This is a genomic window from Rhizobium sp. K102, assembly GCF_022385315.1.
Classification (GTDB): domain Bacteria; phylum Pseudomonadota; class Alphaproteobacteria; order Rhizobiales; family Rhizobiaceae; genus Rhizobium; species Rhizobium croatiense.
Map to the genome: position 1 here is coordinate 33728 of NZ_CP092433.1, position 16967 is coordinate 50694.

Consider the following 16967-nt stretch of genomic DNA (forward strand, 5'->3'; position numbering starts at 1 on the left):
AATTTTCGGCTTCACGTCAAGCCATTTTGTCTTATTGACAAAAGCGCCGCAATGGAAAAGTTCTTAGCACTCCATCGCAGACAGATGCATGACAATCGGGCGCAGTCGCGCGGTTCGGACACGGATCGCCAAGCCAGGACGCACCGAAGGAGGAGAAATGAGCCATCACAGGATCACCGGCGTCTTCAGCGCGGCCGCAACGCCGCTGACGGCTGACAACACGCCTGATTTCGCGCTTTTCACCGACCATTGCCGGCAGCTGCTGGCCGAGGGATGTCATGGCGTGGCCCTGCTCGGCACGACCGGTGAGGCCAATTCCTTCTCCTGTAGCGAGCGGCGCGCCATTCTGGAAGCGGCTGTGAAGGCCGGCATTCCGGCCGACAGGCTTTTGCCGGGCACCGGCGTCGTCGCCATTCCGGAGACCGTGGAACTGACACGGCACGCGTTGTCGCTCGGTGTCACCAAGGTGGTGATGCTGCCGCCCTTTTATTACAAGGGCGTCTCCGACGACGGCCTCTTCGCTGCCTATTCGCAAGTGCTGGAAAAGGTCGCCGACACCCGCCTGCGGGTCATCCTTTATCATATCCCGCAGGTTTCGGGCATTCCGCTGTCCATTCCGCTGATCGGCCGGCTGATTGCGGCCTTCCCGGAAACCGTCGTCGGCATCAAGGAATTGGCCGGGGATTTCAACAACATGCAGGCAATCATCGCCGCTCATCCCGGCTTTTCTGTCCTGGCCGGCGCCGATCCGCTGCTGCTGCCGCTGATGAAGGCCGGCGGCGCCGGCTGCATCACCGCCACCTCCAATCTGGTGGCGGATTCGCTTCGCACCGTTTACGACCATGTCCATGACGAGGCGCGCGCCGCCGATGTCGAGGCGGCGCAGGCGCGCATCAACGCCTATCGCACGCTGTCCAACTCCTATGTCCAGATCCCGACCATCAAGGCAATGGTCGGGCTGAAGACCGGCAATCCCGCCTGGAAGCGCACGCGCGCGCCGCTGATGCCGCTCGCCGAGGCGGATTATGCCGCACTCGCCGACAGCTACGCCAAACTGCCCTGAGGAGATCCGCCATGACATTTACCGGCCTGCCTCCGGAAGCCGTACCCGCTCTGATGACCGGGACCGTCACCCCTCACCCCTCTGTCGCAGGCCGCGCCGATGCCTACCTGCCCTCGCCCTGCATCCAGAACCATGCAGCAAATCTCGCCTTTCTGCCCGACGGGACGCTGACCTGCGTCTGGTTCGGCGGCACGATGGAGGGCATGGGCGACATTTCGATTTACATGTCGCGGCTGGCGCCGGGCTCCGATCGCTGGTCGGAAGCGGAAAAAATGAGCGACGATCCTGAGAAATCCGAGCAGAACCCGTTGATATTCAACGCTCCGGACGGAAAGATATGGCTGCTCTACACATCGCAGACCTCAGGCAACCAGGATGGCTCGATTGTCAAATGCCGGATATCCGATGACGGCGGCAAGACATTCGGCCCGGTCCAAATCCTCTGCGACAGCCCCGGTACCTTCGTTCGCCAACAGATCGTCGTCAACGACCGGGGCGACTGGCTGCTGCCGATCTTCCGCTGCGTCGGCCTTGAGGGCCAACGCTGGAGCGGCGATGCCGATACGGCAGCGGTGCTGATCTCGCGCGACGGCGGCGCGCACTGGCAAATGGTCGATATTTCGGACAGCATCGGCGCCGTACACATGAACATCCTGTCGCTTGGGGGCGACGAGATGATCGCCTTCTACCGCAATCGTTTCGCCGAAACCATACTTTCGAGCCGATCGGCGGATGGCGGCGAAACGTGGAGCCCGCCAGAGCCGACCGAACTGCCGAACAACAACTCCTCGATCCAGGCCACCGTTCTGGATAATGGAGGGATTGCAATGCTTTACAACCATTCGAATGCGACGATGTCGGATGCGCGACGCCAGTCTCTCTACGACGAAATCGAGGGTGACGAAGCCGGAGAGAGCGCTGCTATCGTTGCCGATGCCGGCCGCAAGGCGGTCTGGGGTGTTCCGCGCGCGCCGCTCAGCCTAGCTATCTCGAGGGATGGCGGCAGGACCTTTCGGCATCGCATGGATCTCGATACGGGCGACGGCTTCTGCCTCAGCAACAATTCCAAGGATTCGCTGAACCGCGAATTCTCCTACCCCTCGGTCATTGAGGGCAGCGATGGCACGCTCCATGTCGCCTACACCTATTACCGGCGCGCCATCAAATATGTGCGGCTCGCCCCGCAAGCGCTGCCGTAAGCAAGATGCCGGCCTGGATTTGTAAATCTGCTTGCTCGATCCGGCGTGAGGGGATGCAGAATACAGAGAGATTGGCCGGTTACGCCGAGGATTTGATAACAGATTTGGGCTCGCCGCCACCGACGTGATGGCGGCTGGCCCTTCACTGTCCGCTTCCTCCCGGCAGCATCTTAAATATTTGATTTATAATAATATATTTACGTGTCGCGATCCGCTGAAACCTTGTTCTGCGGCATGCTCGGCAATAAAATATCCCCCGGCCGGGAATGCTGGCTTGACATTGAGATTACAACTTTACAATAAATGGGGTAACACTATCGCCGCAAGGCTTGCAGGAGGACTGGTTCATGGCCAGCTTGGATTCGCCAATCACGATCGTTCGGCCGCCTCTGATCGAATTCGGCATCGGCACTGCGGCAAAGCTCGGCAAATGGGCCGCCGAAAAAGGCTATAGGCGCACGCTTGTCATCTCCGACGCTTTCAATGCCTCGCGCATCGACCTGCTGGAATTAAAGGGCGAGGTGACGGTCTTTGCCGACGTGACGCCCGAGCCGGATACGGCCAACCTCGAAAAAGTTCTGGCGGCGGCGAACGGCGCCGACGCCGAGCTGATCGTCGGCTTCGGCGGCGGCAGCGCCATGGATCTGGCAAAGCTTGCCGCCGTTCTTGCCGGCTCGGCGCAGACGCTGCATGACGTCGTCGGCCCGAACAAGGTACATGGACCGCGCAAGGCAGCGCTTGCCCAGGTGCCGACGACATCGGGCACCGGCAGCGAGGCCGGCATCCGCGCGCTCGTCACCGACCCCAGGACGATGGCGAAGCTTGCCGTCGAAAGCCTGCATATGCTCGCCGACATCGCCGTCATCGATCCGGCGCTGACCTTCAGCGTGCCGGCCCGCACCACCGCCGCTACCGGCGTCGACGCCATGGCGCATTGCGTCGAGGCCTTCACCAATCGCAAGGCTCATCCGATGATCGATATCTACGCGATCGAGGGAACGCGGCTGGTCGGCAAATATCTCGCCCGCGCCGTCAGGGACGGCGACGACGCCGAAGCGCGCGCCGGCCTGTCGCTCGCCTCGCTTTACGGTGGCTTCTGCCTCGGCCCGGTCAACACCGCCGGCGGCCATGCGCTTGCCTATCCGCTCGGCACGCGCTGGCATGTCGCGCATGGTGCGGCCAATGCGCTGATCTTCCCGCATGTTCTCGCCTTCAACACGCCGGCCGCACCGGAGAAGACGAAAGCGGTGATGGAAGCGCTTGGGCGTCAAACCTCGGAAAACACTGCATCCGTCTTCGATGCGGCCTATGCTTTCTGCGCCGAGCTCGGCATCGAGATGAAACTGTCAGGGCTCGGCGTGCCGGAAAGCGATCTCGACGCCATGGCCGACGACGCTTTTGCCATCCGGCGCCTGCTCGACAACAATCCGCGCGACCTCACGCGCGCCGACATTCGCTCGATTTACGCAGCCGCCTTTTAGGCGGCACGGTTTTCAGAAGGGACTTTGATGATGGACAGGAATGCGAAAGTCGCCGTCACGCTCGGTGATCCCGCCGGCGTCGGCCCAGAGGTGATCGTCAAGGCCCTGGCGGCTCTTCCGAGCGACGAGCGCCGCGATTTCGTCATCATCGGCAATGTCGAAGCGTTGGAGCGCGCCGACCGCGTCAGCGGCACCGGCCTGAAATTCGGGCCTGCCGATGCCCCCGGCGATGACAAGGTCGCCGTCGATGAAGTTCCGCTCGGCGCGGCCCTGCCCGAGATCGGCAAGGTCAGCCCGATCGCCGGCGATGCGTCGGTGCGCTATATCACCCGTGCCGTCGATCTCGCCATGTCAGGTCAAGCCGATGTCATCGTCACCGCACCGATCAACAAGGAGGCGATGAACCTCGCCGGCCACCACCATGACGGCCATACCGGGCTGCTCGCCCATCTCACCGGTTCGAAAAGCTCCTTCATGCTGCTCGCCTCAGAGCGGCTGAACACCATCCATGTCTCGACCCATATCTCGCTGAAGGGCGCGATCGAACGGGCCAAGACCGAGCGGGTGCTGGCGACCATCGAAGCCGGCCACAATCATTTCCTGCGTCTCGGCAAAAAGGCGCGCATCGCGGTTGCCGGCCTCAATCCGCATTGCGGCGAAAACGGCCTGTTCGGCACCGAGGACATGGAATTCCTGGCGCCGGCGGTCGAGCTGGCGCAGGCCAAGGGCATCGACGTCGTCGGGCCGATCTCCGCCGACACGGTCTTCGCTCGCGCCTATAATGGCGCCTTCGACCTCGTCATCGCCCAATATCACGATCAGGGCCACATCCCGATCAAGCTCGTCGCCTTCGAAACGGCGGTCAACGTCTCGCTCGGCCTGCCGATCGATCGCGTCTCGGTCGATCACGGCACCGCCTTCGACATTGCCGGCACCGGCAAGGCCAACCACGTCAACATGCTCTCGGCCATCGCCTATGCCCGGTTGATGGCGCGCTCACCGCGGCGGGAGATGTGATCGGAGCGTCCGAGGAAACAAGAAGGGCGCCCACGCCTCGCGAAAACGGAATCCTCTACTAACGCCTCGCGAATAGACCGAAGAGACGGCGGTTCGTGCATGCTCGCCGACGCAAGTTGCCGGACAGGCGTGATGTCGCTATCTTGCAGAAAGGCACGAACAGCAAAGGAGGTTGCCTATGTCACAGCGGGACGCCTGATCCAGCACTATCAAGACTTCTGCCTTTCCAAGGGCATCGATTTCACACGCATTGATTCCGTACGGCCGCATGACGATACAACGCTCTTCTGCAGCGCTGGAATGCAGCAATACAAACCCCTCTTCTCCGATCCGTCCTATAGTGGAACAGTCGCAAACAGCCAGGCTTGCCTGCGCATGGGCGACCTCGACGAGATCGGCGACGGAACTCATCTTCTCCATTTCACCATGCTCGGCCTTTTCTCCTTCAGGGAGATGACCGTCGGCAACGCCATCGACTTCTGGCTCGAATTTCTGGCAACACTGGGGCTCGTGCCGGATCATGTGACGATCCATCCCGACCGTCTGGCCGAATGGACGCCGCTCTATGAAGGGCGTGCGACCATCGTTGCAGATCCGGAATGCATATGGAGCGATGGCAGCATCAGCGGATACTGCACCGAGTTTTACAAGGATGGCGTCGAAATCGGAAACATCGTCAATCCGCTTGGAACCTGCATCGACGTCGGCTTCGGCACGGAGCGTCTCGACATGATCGTCACCGGCACGCCGCCAGACGATGCGCTCGGCACATTGTGCGAGACGGTGCTGACAATCGTGGAAAGCGGCTACCGGCCTGGCAACAAGGAGCAGGGATATGTCCTACGAAAACTGCTCCGTCGCATCCACAAGATGGGCGGCACACTCGATCATCCCTTCTTCGCGGAAGAGATCGAACGCCAGATGCGGCTCAGCGCTAAATATCTGCGCCTGCGCGACCGTCATCCGGGGATGAGTCCCGGCTGGTGGTTCGACACCCATGGCATCGATCTCTCCGACATCGGTGAGACGATCGACGAATAGCGTGAACAGGCCTCCCGAGATAAGCGGGAGGCCTGTAGCCACTCCGTCCCTCTTTACCCCGCAACGGTATCCGAAATCATCCGCGATACGGCATTCTTCCAGCCGATGATCTTGGCCTGACGCTCGCCCTCCTCCATCGAAGGATTGAAGCGGCGGTCGCGGGCCCAGGCTTGCGCAAACTCCCGCCGGCCGGGCCAGATGCCGGCCTTCGAGCCGGCAAGCCAGGCCGCACCAAGTGCTGTCGTCTCGCGTATCGCCGACCGGTCGACCGGATTTCCGGTCATGTCAGCCAGGCATTGCATCGTCCAGTCCGAAGCCGCCATGCCACCGTCGACTCGCAGCACGGTTTCCAGCTGGTTGACACCCCAGTCCTTCTTCATCGCCACAAGCAGGTCCAGCGTCTGATAGGCGACGGATTCGAGCACGGCGCGGGCAAATTCCGCCGGCCCGCTGTTTCGCGTCAGGCCGAAGATCGCGCCGCGCGCAGCCGGATCCCAATAAGGGGCGCCGAGACCGGTGAAGGCCGGAACGATATAGACCTGCTGTCCGGGATCGGCCTTGGCGGCAAGCACCCCCGCCTCTGACGCCTGCTCGATGATGCCGAGGCCGTCGCGCAGCCATTGCACGGCGGCACCGGCGATGAAGATCGAGCCCTCGAGCGCATAAGTCGTCTCGCCGTCGAGCCGGCAGGCGATGGTCGTCAGCATCCGGTTGGAGGAAGAAACACGGTCCCGGCCGGTGTTGAGCAGGGCGAAGCAGCCAGTGCCATAGGTGGATTTCATCATGCCGGGCTCGAAGCAGGCATTGCCCACGGCCGCCGCCTGCTGGTCGCCGGCGACCCCGAGGATCGGAAGCTCGGCGCCGAACAGAGCCTTGTCGACGCGGCCGAAATCATCGGCGCATTCCCTGACCTGCGGCAGCATCGCTGGGGGAATACCGAGAATACCGAGAAGCTCCTCGTCCCATGCGCCGTCATCGATATTGTAGAGCAGCGTTCGCGACGCGTTGGTCGCATCGGTGGCGTGAACCCGGCCGCCCGTCAGATTGTAGATCAGCCAGCTGTCGATCGTGCCGAAGCAGACATCGCCCGCTTCCGCCTTCTCCCGCAAGCCGCCGACGTTGTCGAGCAGCCAGCGCAGCTTGGTGCCGGAGAAATAGGGGTCAAGCAACAGGCCGGTTTTGGCTGAAAACAGCTTCTCATACCCATCGGCTTTCAGGCTCTCGCACATTTCGGCGGTGCGCCGGTCCTGCCAGACGATCGCGCCGTGAAGCGGAGCGCCCGACCGTCGATCCCAGACGACCGCCGTCTCGCGCTGATTGGTAATGCCGATCGCGGCTATGTCGACAGCCTCTAGACCGGCATCGGCAATCGCCCTGCGCGCTGTGTCGACGACGGAGCGCCAGATTTCCGCGGCATCGTGCTCCACCCAACCGGGCTGCGGATAATATTGCGTGATCTCCGCCTGAGCGGAGCCTGCCATTTTCATGTCGCCGTCGAAGATGATCGCACGCGAAGACGTTGTGCCCTGATCGATCGAAAGAATATAGCCGCTCATATCCGTCTCCGGCTCACGCGAAACCGCTCCGCCTGCCGGCGATCGGCAGGACGCGGATGTTTCATGAGAGATAGATTGTGGGTGCCACCGGCTTGTCGCCGGTGGCAGGAAGGGATGGCCGGAGGCCTCGTTGCCTCCGGCCGGGTCCGCCTTACTTCTGCCAGCTCTTGACGAGTTCGTCGTAGTTGACGGTGAGCGGCTTGTCCTTCTCGTTCTCGATCTTCAGCTGCGGAGCGAGGTTGCCCTTCTTCACCGCATCGGCGTTCCAATAAGCGAGATCATGCTCTTCGGCGAGCTTCGGGCCGATGTCGCCCTGGACCTTGGCGCGTTCCAGGCGCTGGAGCACCTTTTCCTGCTCGGAGCACAGCGAGTCCATCGCCTCCTGCGCCGTCTTGGCGCCGGAAGAGGCGTCGCCGATCGCCTGCCACCAAAGCTGTGCGAGCTTCGGATAGTCGGGAACGTTCGTACCGGTCGGCGACCACTGCAGGCGGGCCGGCGAACGGTAGAATTCGACGAGGCCGCCGAGCTTCGGCGCGCGGTCGGTGAAGGACTTATGATCAAGCGTGGACTGGCGGATGAAGGTCAAGCCGACATGGCTCTTCTTCACGTCGACGGTCTTCGACGTCACGAACTGGGCATAGAGCCAGGCCGCCTTGGCGCGATCGTCGGGCGTGGACTTCATCAGCGTCCAGGAACCCGCATCCTGATAGCCGAGCTTCATGCCGTCCTTCCAGTAGACGCCATGCGGGCTCGGTGCGAAACGCCATTTCGGCGTGCCGTCGGCATTGACGACCGGTAGGCCTTCCTTGACGAAATCGGCGGTGAAGGCCGTGTAGGTGAACATCTGCTGGGCGACTTCACCCTGCGAAGGCACGGGGCCGGATTCGGAGAAGGTCATGCCCTGAGCGGCAGCCGGTGCGTAGGCCTTCATCCAGTCCAGATATTTCTGGATGGAATAGACAGCGGCCGGGCCGTTGGTATCGCCGCCGCGCGCGACGCACGAGCCGACGGGACGGGAGTTCTCATCGACCTTGATGCCCCATTCGTCGACCGGCTTGCCGTTCGGAATGCCCTTGTCGCCGTTGCCGGCCATCGACAGCCAGGCATCGGTGAAGCGCCAGCCGAGCGACGGATCCTTCTTGCCGTAGTCCATGTGGCCATAGACCTTCTTACCGTCGACTTCGCGGCCGGTGAAGAACTCGGCGATGTCCTCATAGGCCGACCAGTTGACCGGCACGCCGAGATCGTAGCCGTACTTCGCCTTGAAGTCCGCCTTGTTCTTCTCGTCGTTGAACCAGTCGTAGCGGAACCAGTAGAGGTTGGCGAACTGTTGGTCCGGCAGCTGGTAGAGCTTGCCGTCAGGCGCTGTCGTGAAAGACTTGCCGATGAAGTCATCGACATCGAGGCCCGGGTTGGTGACATCCTTGCCTTCGTTGGCCATCCAGTCGGTCAGCGAGCGGGCCTGCTGGTAGCGCCAATGGGTGCCGATCAGGTCGCTATCGTTGATATAGGCGTCATAGATGTTTTCGCCCGACTGCATCTGCGTCTGCAGCTTTTCGACGACGTCGCCTTCGCCGATCAGGTCGTGGGTGATCTTGATGCCGGTGATGGCGGTGAAGGCCGGGGCCAGCACCTTGGATTCATATTCGTGTGTCGCGATCGTTTCGGAAACGACCTTGATGTCCATGCCGGCGAAGGGTTTCGCGGCATCGACGAACCACTGCATTTCCTTTTCCTGGTCAGCGCGGGGAAGCGTCGAGAGATCGCCGACTTCCTTGTCGAGGAAGGTCTTCGCCTCGTCCATGCCGGCATAGGCCGATGCGGTCATTGCCAGCAGCAAGCCTGCTGTCGTCGTCAATAAGTGCCGTCGCATAATATCCTCCCAGGGTTTGCGATTGCAGTCACATACTCAGGCGGCCAAGGACCCCCGGCCATCTGTCTTCACTTTGCCGTCACACGTAGCGGAACACGCCGATGGCGTAGACCACGGAGATGGCAAGAGCCCACCACAGGTTGGGCCCAGCGAGCCCAAGCCATGCAAGATGAATGAAAGCGCTGCCCAGCAGCGAAACGAAGAGCCGGTCGCCGCGCGTCGTCTCGAAGCGCAGCACGCCCGTGCGCGGCGAGCCGCCCGGCGAAAAATATTCCCAGACGCTCATGGCGATCAGAAGCGCCAGGATCGTCAGGAAGAACAGCACCGTCGGCAGCGTCCAGGCCATCCAGGAAAAATTCATGACCGTCTCCTCCTCAAACGCGCCCGAGCGCGAAGCCCTTGGCGATGTAGTTGCGGACGAAATAGATGACGAGCGCGCCCGGAATGATGGTGAGCACGCCGGCCGCCGCCAGCACGCCCCAGTCCATGCCGGAGGCCGAAACCGTTCGCGTCATGATCGCCGAAATCGGCTTTGCCGCCGTCGTCGTCAGCGTGCGGGCAAGCAGCAGTTCGACCCAGGAAAACATGAAGCAGAAGAATGCCGCCACGCCGACGCCGCTTGCGATCAGCGGAATGAAGATCCTGATGAAGAAGCGCGGGAAGGAATAACCGTCGATATAGGCGGTCTCGTCGATCTCCTTCGGCACGCCGGACATGAAACCTTCGAGGATCCAGACGGCGAGCGGCACGTTGAACAGGCAGTGGGCAAGCGCCACGGCGATATGCGTATCGATCAGGCCGAAGGCCGAATAGAGCTGGAAGAACGGCAGCGCGAACACCGCCGGCGGCGCCATGCGGTTGGTCAGCAGCCAGAAGAACAGATGCTTGTCGCCGAGGAAGCGGTAGCGCGAGAAGGCGTAAGCCGCCGGCAGCGCCGCAGCCACCGAGATTACCGTGTTCATCACCACGTAGATGATCGAGTTGAGGTAGCCGTTATACCAGGACGGATCGGTGAAGATGACCGTGTAGTTTCGCAGTGTCGGGTTCGTCGGCCAGAGCGAGAAGGCGCCGGTGATCTCGGCGTTCTCTTTGAAGCTCATATTGACGAGCCAGTAGATCGGCAGAATCAGGAAGATGATGTAGATCGTCGGGACGAGCCAGGAGAGGCTGCCTGCAGGTTTGAATTTATTGGTCATGATTGCCCTCCCCTTAGCTCGCGTCGCTGCTGGTCATCACGGTATAGAATACCCAGGAGAGCAGCAGGATGATGAGGAAATAGATGATCGACATTGCCGCTGCTGGGCCGAGATCGAACTGGCCGACCGCCATTTTCACAAGGTCGATGGAGAGGAAGGTCGTCGAGTTGCCGGGGCCGCCGCCGGTGACGACGAAGGGCTCGGTATAGATCATGAAACTGTCCATGAAACGCAGGAGCACGGCGATCAGCAGCACCCGCTTCATCTTCGGCAGCTGGATATAGCGGAAGACGGACCAGCGCGAGGCGCCGTCGATCTTGGCCGCCTGATAATAGGCATCGGGGATCGAGACGAGGCCGGCGTAGCAGAGCAGCACGACGAGGCTCGTCCAGTGCCAGACGTCCATGACGATGACGGTGACCCAGGCGTCGATCGGATCGCGGACATAGTTGTAGTCGAGACCGATCGCAGCGAGCGTATGACCGAGCAGACCGATATCGACGCGTCCGAAAACCTGCCAGATGGTGCCGACGACGTTCCACGGAATGAGCAGCGGCAGCGCCATCAGCACCAGGCAGACCGGGACGCCGGGGCCCGACTTCGGCATGTTGAGGGCGATGAAGATGCCGAGCGGAATCTCCAGCGCCAGGATGATGAAGGAGAACAGCAGATTGCGCTGCAGCGCTTCCCAGAAGCGGTCGGAATGCAGCGTCTGGACGAACCAGTCGGTGCCGGCCCAGAAGAACTCGTTGTTGCCGAACGTATCCTGCACCGAGTAGTTGACGACGGTCATCAGCGGGATGACGGCCGAAAACGCCACGAGCAGCAGCACCGGCAGCACCAGAAACCAGGCTTTGTTGTTCCAAGTCTTCTGCATGGCTCAGGCCTCCCTGCCGACACGCCAGCTGTCGGCGTAGATGCTGATGGCGGACGGATCGAAGGTGACGCGGGCATCCGCGGGAATGTCGTCGTCTTCGGAGACGACGATCGCGATCGGCTGGCCGGCGAAACGGGCGCGCACGATCTTCTGCCGGCCGATATCCTCGATCTTGTTGATTGTAACCGGCATGCCCTCCCGCCCGAGGCGGATGAATTCGGGGCGAATGCCAAGTTCGGTCTTCACCGCGCCATTGGTATTCGGCGCATAATCCAGCGTCAGCACCTCGTCTCCGACCTTGACGGCGCTGCCGTCGATCTGTGCCGGCATGACGTTCATGCCCGGCGAACCGATGAAATAACCGACGAAGGTGTGACTTGGCCGCTCGAAGAGCTCGGCCGGCGTGCCGATCTGGACGATCTGGCCGTCATACATGACGACGACCTTCTCGGCGAAAGTCAGTGCCTCGGTCTGGTCGTGGGTGACATAGACCATGGTGAAGCCGAACTGCTTGTGCAGCCGTTTCAGCTGCGAGCGCAGCACCCATTTCATATGCGGATCGATGACGGTCAGCGGCTCGTCGAACAGGATGGCGTTGACGTCGTTGCGCACCAGCCCGCGGCCGAGCGAGATCTTCTGCTTCTGGTCGGCGGTCAGCCCCTGCGCCTTGCGCTTGGCCCAGCCGGCAAGGTCGATCATCTCGAGAATTTCGCGCACACGCCGGTCGACATCGGCCTCGGCCACGCCGCGATTGCGCAACGGGAAGGCGAGATTGTCGTAGACGGTCATCGTGTCGTAAATGACGGGAAACTGGAAGACCTGGGCGATGTTGCGGCTCTGCGTCGAAAGGTTCGTCACATCGTTGCCGTCGAACAGAATGCGGCCATGCGAGGGCTGCAGCAGGCCGGAGATGATGTTGAGCAGCGTGGTCTTGCCGCAGCCGGAGGGGCCGAGCAGCGCATAGGCGCCGCCGTCGTTCCACTCGTGATCGACTTCCTTGAGCGAATAATCCTTTTCCGTCTTCGGATTGGCGCCGTAGGCGTGGCGGATATGGTCGAGCGTGATGCGTGCCATGGTGCTCTCCTATGCCTTTCCGGCTGCAGCGACAGCGCCGACCGCAGCAATGGCGCGGCCGTCGGCGCCAAAGGCCATCAGGTGGCGGGTGTCGAGAAAGGCCTCGATCTCGATGTCCGGATCGATGTCGTGAATGCCATGCGCCAGCATCACCCAGCGCACGCCGTCATATTCCAGATGCACGAAGCTCTCCGAGCCGGTGATCTCGGAGACCAGCGTGCGCGCCTGCAGGCGGGCCGCATTGCCGGTCTGGGCCTGAAGGCCGAGATGATGCGGGTGAAAGGCGATCGTCACCGGCCCGTTCGGCACCGCGGCCAGATGCGAGGGGACGGGAAGCGTGACCCCGCTCGGGCGCGTGAAGATATCGCCCGATTTCGTCACGTCGAGCGTGTTCAGCGGCGGATCGGCGAAGATGCCGGCGCTGTCCAGATCGACAGGGCGCCGGTAGACGTCGATGGTCGGCCCGAACTGGGTGACGCGACCTTGGTTCAAGGTTGCCGTATTGCCACCGAGCAGCAGCGCCTCGGACGGTTCGGTGGTGGCGTAAACGAAGATCGCACCCGACTGGGCAAATATCTTCGGCAGCTCCTCACGCAGTTCTTCGCGCAGCTTGTAATCGAGGTTGGCAAGCGGTTCGTCCATCAGCACCAGGCTGGCATTCTTGACGAGCGCACGGGCAAGCGCGGTGCGCTGCTGCTGGCCGCCGGAGAGGTTCAGCGGCGTGCGGTCGAGATAGGGCGTGAGCTTCAGAAGCTCGGCGGCCTTGCGCACGTCGCGGTCGATCGTGGCGGCGTCCTTGCCCGAGATTCGCATCGGCGAGGCGATGTTTTCATAAACGGTCAATGCCGGATAGTTGATGAACTGCTGGTAGACCATGGCGACATTGCGCTTCTGCACCGGCATGCCGGTGACGTCGGCGCCGTCGAAATGGACGGAGCCGGCGGTCGGACGGTCGAGCCCGGCCATCAGCCGCATCAGCGAGGTCTTGCCCGACAGCGTCGGCCCGAGCAGGACGTTCAGCGTGCCGCGCTCGAGGACCAGCTCGGTCGGATAGATGTGATAGTCCGCGCCCACCATCTTGGCGGCGTTTCGCAGTTCCAGCATTCCTTTTCCCGTGCCTCCACGCAGCGGGGATCACACGCCGCCTATCCGGCCATCGCCGGCATCGCAGCCATGTACTCCTCCAGTGACTGAGCCTGCTCCTTCGAGAGGCGCAGACCATCCTTTGTTCTCCTCCACAGCACGTCTTCGGCGTGCCGGGCCCATTCATGTTCGACGAGATAGGCGACCTCGGCCTCGTAGAGATCGCCGCCGAACAACCGGCCAAGATCGTCGATGCCGCGGGCATTGCCGAGCAGCGTCTCGGCCCTGGTGCCGTAGCGGCGCATCAGCCGGCGCGCGTGCCGATCGGCGAGGAACGGATAGCGCCGCTTCAGCGCGGCGACCTGCCCCTCATAGCCCCGGACCGCGAAGTCGCCGCCGGGCAGATGGCTCTTGGCCGTCCACGGAGCACCCTTGACGCCGATCGCAGCACCAATCTTCTCCAATGCATGCTCGGACAGCCGGCGATAGGTGGTGAGCTTGCCGCCGAAAACATTGAGCAGTGGCGCCGTTTCCCCCTCGCCTTCCAGCTTCAGCACATAGTCACGCGTCGCCTCCTGCGCCTTCGAGGCGCCGTCGTCGTAAAGCGGGCGGACCGCCGAATAGGTCCAGACGATATCCTCCGGCCGCACCGGCTCCTTGAAATATTCCGACGCCGCATTGCAGAGATAGACCGTCTCCTCCTCGGAGATCCTGATATCCTTGGGATCGGCGGTGAAGTCGCGGTCGGTGGTGCCGATCAGGGTGTAGTCGCTCTCATAGGGAATGGCGAAGATGATGCGGTTGTCGGGGTTCTGGAAGAAATAGGCGCGGGGATCGTCGAACTTCTTCCTGATGACGATATGGCTGCCCTGGACGAGGCGGACATTGTGGGCTTCGTTCTGGCCGAACGCGGAACGGATGACGTGATCGACCCATGGGCCGGCGGCATTGACCAGCATTCGGGCTTGATGGCTGTCGCTGCTGCCGGTGACGGTATCGGTCGTCTCGATATGCCACAGGCCGTTCTCACGCCTTGCCGAGGCCACTTTGGTTCGCGGCAGGATGGTCGCACCCTTGTCGGCGGCGTCGCGGGCGTTCAGCACCACCATGCGGGCATCGTCGACCCATCCGTCGGAATATTCGAAAGCCTTGGTAAACAGCGCCTTGAGCGGCTTGCCGGCCGGATCCTTGCGCATGTCGAGCACCGACGTCGCCGGCAGCAGCTTGCGGCCGCCAAGATGGTCGTAGAGGAACAGCCCGAGCCGGATCAGCCAGGCGGGACGGATACCGCCCTTATGATAAGGCAATACGAAGCGCAGCGGCCAGATGATATGCGGCGCCATCGCCCAGAGGATCTCGCGCTCCATCAGCGATTTCACGCACCAGGCGGAATTCGTAATGCTCGAGATAGCGCAGACCGCCATGGATCAGCTTGGTGGCGCCCGATGAGGTGCCGGAGGCGAAATCGTTCATTTCCGCCAGCGCCACGGAATAGCCGCGCCCGACGGCATCGCGCGCGATGCCGCAGCCGTTGATGCCGCCGCCAATGACGAAAATGTCGTATATCTCCCGGCCCAATTGCCCCTCCGAGCCTGCTGCTGATTTCGCATCGCACAAAACTTGCTCGATTGCGAAAGTGACATCAGTTAAAACGAAAGAAATACGAATGTCAAACGAATGTTTGCGTGGGGCGGTCGGCCTAACGTGATCTGCTGCTCGTTTCGATCAGCTTCACATTATTTTCCAGACAGAGATTTCGGATCGACGGCACCGGACAGTGGTCGGTGATGAAGGTATGAACCTGGGTCAACTGGCCGATTCGAACCGGCGCAGTGCGTTCGAACTTTGTCGAATCGGCAACGAGAATGACGTGGCGGGCATTGGCGATGATCGCCTGGGCGACCTTCACCTCGCGAAAGTCATAGTCGAGAAGCGCGCCGTCGACATCGATCGCCGACGCGCCGATGACGGCATAATCGACCTTGAACTGGCGGATGAAATCGACCGCTGCTTCGCCGACGATGCCACCGTCCGAACCCCGCACAACCCCGCCCGCGATCACCACTTCGATTGCGGGAAAGAGACGCAACCTGTTGGCAACGTTGATATTATTGGTAATGACCATCAGCTCGTGATGATTGGCGAGCGCCTCACCCACCGCCTCGGTCGTCGTGCCGATATTGATGAACAACGAGGCGCCGCTCGGGATCAGTTCGACCGCCGCAATGCCGATCGCCTGTTTTTCCGAGGCGGCGATCTGGCGGCGCGCCTCGTATTTGACGTTTTCGGTTCCGCTCGGAAATGTCGCGCCGCCATGGATGCGGGTCAGCACCTGGGCATCGCAGAGATCGTTCAGGTCCTTGCGGATGGTTTGCGGCGTCACCGAAAAGCGGGAGGCAAGCTCTTCGACCAGGACCCTGCCGCTCGATTTCGCGATCGCCACGATTTCAGTCTGTCGGTCGGTCAAGAACATCGGCGCCCCTTTCGATCTGCTTTCGTTTTTAAAGAAAGCGAACGGCGGCGCAATGCCTATTTATCGGCGGCGAGCTTTCGCCGCCGGATTTGGTGCTAGCGTCGCGGCGCCGTCACCGTTTCCGCATGAGGTTGACCACCAGCACGCCGACGATCGCCATGGCGCCGCCGATCGCCCCGAGTGCCGTCGGCGTCTCGCCGAGCCAGACAAAACCGATCAGCGTTGCGACCGGCGGCACGCCGTAGAGGAAATTCGAGGCGCGACCTGCCGTCAGCCGCTTCAATGCGATTGCCCAGGTAAGATAGCCGATCGCCGTCGGGAAGATGACGAGATAGGCAACACCCCAGTTGACCTCCGCCGGTGCGGCGGCCAGCGCGCGGACCGTCGCCGGGACGGCCGGAAACAGCGGTACGGAGCCAATCAGCAGGATCCAGGCGGTGACGGCAAGCGCCGGCAGCCGGCCGAGCAGTGGTTTCTGCAGCACGCTGGCGATCGCCGAGCAGAGCGCCGCGCCGAGGATCAGCACAGCGTTCGGATCCAGCTTGAAGCCGTCATCGGAGGCGACCGCGATCAGCGCTACGCCGCCGAAGGAAACTGCGGTGCCCGCCCAACCCCAGCGGCCGAAGCGCTCGCCGAGCGCGAAGGTGGCGATGAGGGCGGTAAAGACCGGCATGGTATTGATGATGAAGCTTGCCGGTCCCGCCGCAACCGTCTGCTCGCCGGTGTTCAGCAGAACCGCATAGGCGGCGATGAAGAGCACGGCGGCAACGGAGAGGCGCAAGAAATCACGTTTTTCGGGCATCGGCCGGTAGATGGCGAGATAGATGAGGGCGAGGGCGCCAGCCGCCACATATCGCGCCGTCGCCAGTTCGATCGGCGTCAGCGGTCCGAGGCAGATGCGGATCACCACGAAGGAGGAGGCCCAGGAGAGAATCGTGACGACGATCGCTGCAAAGGCCACCAGATCAAACCTGCCCTGCTCCTTCGCCGAAACCGGTGCGCTTGCCGCCATGCTCATTGTCGCCTCCATTGGT

Annotated in this window: 14 protein-coding genes and 1 pseudogene; 5 read left to right on the forward strand and 10 right to left on the reverse strand. The window is 62.1% G+C overall.

Going from position 1 to position 16967, the window contains the following annotated elements:
* Positions 1-157: 157 nt before the first annotated feature.
* From MHI61_RS02160 to MHI61_RS02180, 5 genes are all read left to right on the forward strand, one after another.
* Positions 158-1063 (forward strand): dihydrodipicolinate synthase family protein, encoded by a 906-nt coding sequence (locus MHI61_RS02160; protein ID WP_239789355.1) that lies wholly within the window; start codon positions 158-160, stop codon positions 1061-1063.
* Positions 1064-1074: 11 nt separating this feature from the next.
* Positions 1075-2262: an exo-alpha-sialidase gene (locus tag MHI61_RS02165; RefSeq protein ID WP_239789356.1), complete on the forward strand. Its 1188-nt coding sequence runs from the start codon at positions 1075-1077 to the stop codon at positions 2260-2262.
* Between the two features lie 347 nt (positions 2263-2609).
* Positions 2610-3743, forward strand: coding sequence for an iron-containing alcohol dehydrogenase (locus MHI61_RS02170; RefSeq protein ID WP_239789357.1), 1134 nt, complete (start codon positions 2610-2612; stop codon positions 3741-3743).
* 30 nt (positions 3744-3773) lie between these two features.
* A complete protein-coding gene (gene pdxA / locus MHI61_RS02175) occupies positions 3774-4760 on the forward strand; it encodes a 4-hydroxythreonine-4-phosphate dehydrogenase PdxA (RefSeq protein ID WP_239789412.1) in 987 nt (328 codons plus the stop codon).
* A 132-nt stretch (positions 4761-4892) separates the two neighbouring features.
* Entirely contained in the window at positions 4893-5801 is a 909-nt protein-coding gene (locus MHI61_RS02180) for an alanine--tRNA ligase-related protein (protein ID WP_239789358.1), read from the forward strand.
* Between the two features lie 53 nt (positions 5802-5854).
* On the opposite strand, the gene glpK is transcribed toward MHI61_RS02180, so the two are convergent.
* The 10 genes and pseudogenes from glpK to MHI61_RS02230 all read right to left on the reverse strand — a co-directional run bounded on the left by glpK (position 5855) and on the right by MHI61_RS02230 (position 16963).
* The gene (glpK, locus tag MHI61_RS02185; protein WP_239789359.1) at positions 5855-7357 is read right to left on the reverse strand and encodes a glycerol kinase GlpK; all 1503 of its coding nucleotides are present in this window, start codon (positions 7355-7357) and stop codon (positions 5855-5857) included.
* Positions 7358-7508: 151 nt separating this feature from the next.
* The gene (locus MHI61_RS02190; protein WP_239789360.1) at positions 7509-9230 is read right to left on the reverse strand and encodes an ABC transporter substrate-binding protein; all 1722 of its coding nucleotides are present in this window, start codon (positions 9228-9230) and stop codon (positions 7509-7511) included.
* 79 nt (positions 9231-9309) lie between these two features.
* Positions 9310-9591, reverse strand: a complete 282-nt coding sequence (locus MHI61_RS02195; RefSeq protein WP_239789361.1) for a DUF2160 domain-containing protein — start codon at positions 9589-9591, stop codon at positions 9310-9312.
* Between the two features lie 13 nt (positions 9592-9604).
* Positions 9605-10426 carry a carbohydrate ABC transporter permease gene (locus MHI61_RS02200; RefSeq protein WP_239789362.1) on the reverse strand — a complete coding sequence of 274 codons (822 nt, stop codon included), beginning with the start codon at positions 10424-10426 and terminating at the stop codon, positions 9605-9607.
* A 13-nt stretch (positions 10427-10439) separates the two neighbouring features.
* On the reverse strand, positions 10440-11303 hold the full coding sequence (locus tag MHI61_RS02205; RefSeq protein WP_239789363.1) for a sugar ABC transporter permease: 864 nt from the start codon (positions 11301-11303) through the stop codon (positions 10440-10442).
* A 3-nt stretch (positions 11304-11306) separates the two neighbouring features.
* Positions 11307-12377: an ABC transporter ATP-binding protein gene (locus tag MHI61_RS02210; RefSeq protein ID WP_239789364.1), complete on the reverse strand. Its 1071-nt coding sequence runs from the start codon at positions 12375-12377 to the stop codon at positions 11307-11309.
* A gap of 9 nt (positions 12378-12386) precedes the next feature.
* Positions 12387-13481: an ABC transporter ATP-binding protein gene (locus MHI61_RS02215; protein ID WP_239789365.1), complete on the reverse strand. Its 1095-nt coding sequence runs from the start codon at positions 13479-13481 to the stop codon at positions 12387-12389.
* Between the two features lie 41 nt (positions 13482-13522).
* Positions 13523-15038: pseudogene (gene glpD, locus MHI61_RS02220) on the reverse strand (glycerol-3-phosphate dehydrogenase).
* Positions 15039-15159: 121 nt separating this feature from the next.
* The gene (locus MHI61_RS02225; RefSeq protein ID WP_064812418.1) at positions 15160-15933 is read right to left on the reverse strand and encodes a DeoR/GlpR family DNA-binding transcription regulator; all 774 of its coding nucleotides are present in this window, start codon (positions 15931-15933) and stop codon (positions 15160-15162) included.
* A 112-nt stretch (positions 15934-16045) separates the two neighbouring features.
* Complete coding sequence (locus MHI61_RS02230; RefSeq protein ID WP_239789413.1) at positions 16046-16963, reverse strand: DMT family transporter; 918 nt, start codon at positions 16961-16963, stop codon at positions 16046-16048.
* Positions 16964-16967 lie beyond the last annotated feature (4 nt).

Coding starts and splice junctions, on each gene's coding strand:
- MHI61_RS02215 (WP_239789365.1), bottom strand. CDS start 13,481: ATGCTGGAACTGCGAAACGCCGCCAAGATGGTGGGCGCGGACTATCAC.
- glpK (WP_239789359.1), bottom strand. CDS start 7,357: ATGAGCGGCTATATTCTTTCGATCGATCAGGGCACAACGTCTTCGCGT.
- MHI61_RS02205 (WP_239789363.1), bottom strand. CDS start 11,303: ATGCAGAAGACTTGGAACAACAAAGCCTGGTTTCTGGTGCTGCCGGTG.
- MHI61_RS02170 (WP_239789357.1), top strand. CDS start 2,610: ATGGCCAGCTTGGATTCGCCAATCACGATCGTTCGGCCGCCTCTGATC.
- MHI61_RS02230 (WP_239789413.1), bottom strand. CDS start 16,963: ATGGAGGCGACAATGAGCATGGCGGCAAGCGCACCGGTTTCGGCGAAG.
- MHI61_RS02180 (WP_239789358.1), top strand. CDS start 4,893: ATGTCGCTATCTTGCAGAAAGGCACGAACAGCAAAGGAGGTTGCCTAT.
- MHI61_RS02190 (WP_239789360.1), bottom strand. CDS start 9,230: ATGCGACGGCACTTATTGACGACGACAGCAGGCTTGCTGCTGGCAATG.
- MHI61_RS02200 (WP_239789362.1), bottom strand. CDS start 10,426: ATGACCAATAAATTCAAACCTGCAGGCAGCCTCTCCTGGCTCGTCCCG.
- pdxA (WP_239789412.1), top strand. CDS start 3,774: ATGGACAGGAATGCGAAAGTCGCCGTCACGCTCGGTGATCCCGCCGGC.
- MHI61_RS02165 (WP_239789356.1), top strand. CDS start 1,075: ATGACATTTACCGGCCTGCCTCCGGAAGCCGTACCCGCTCTGATGACC.
- MHI61_RS02160 (WP_239789355.1), top strand. CDS start 158: ATGAGCCATCACAGGATCACCGGCGTCTTCAGCGCGGCCGCAACGCCG.
- MHI61_RS02210 (WP_239789364.1), bottom strand. CDS start 12,377: ATGGCACGCATCACGCTCGACCATATCCGCCACGCCTACGGCGCCAAT.
- MHI61_RS02195 (WP_239789361.1), bottom strand. CDS start 9,591: ATGAATTTTTCCTGGATGGCCTGGACGCTGCCGACGGTGCTGTTCTTC.
- MHI61_RS02225 (WP_064812418.1), bottom strand. CDS start 15,933: ATGTTCTTGACCGACCGACAGACTGAAATCGTGGCGATCGCGAAATCG.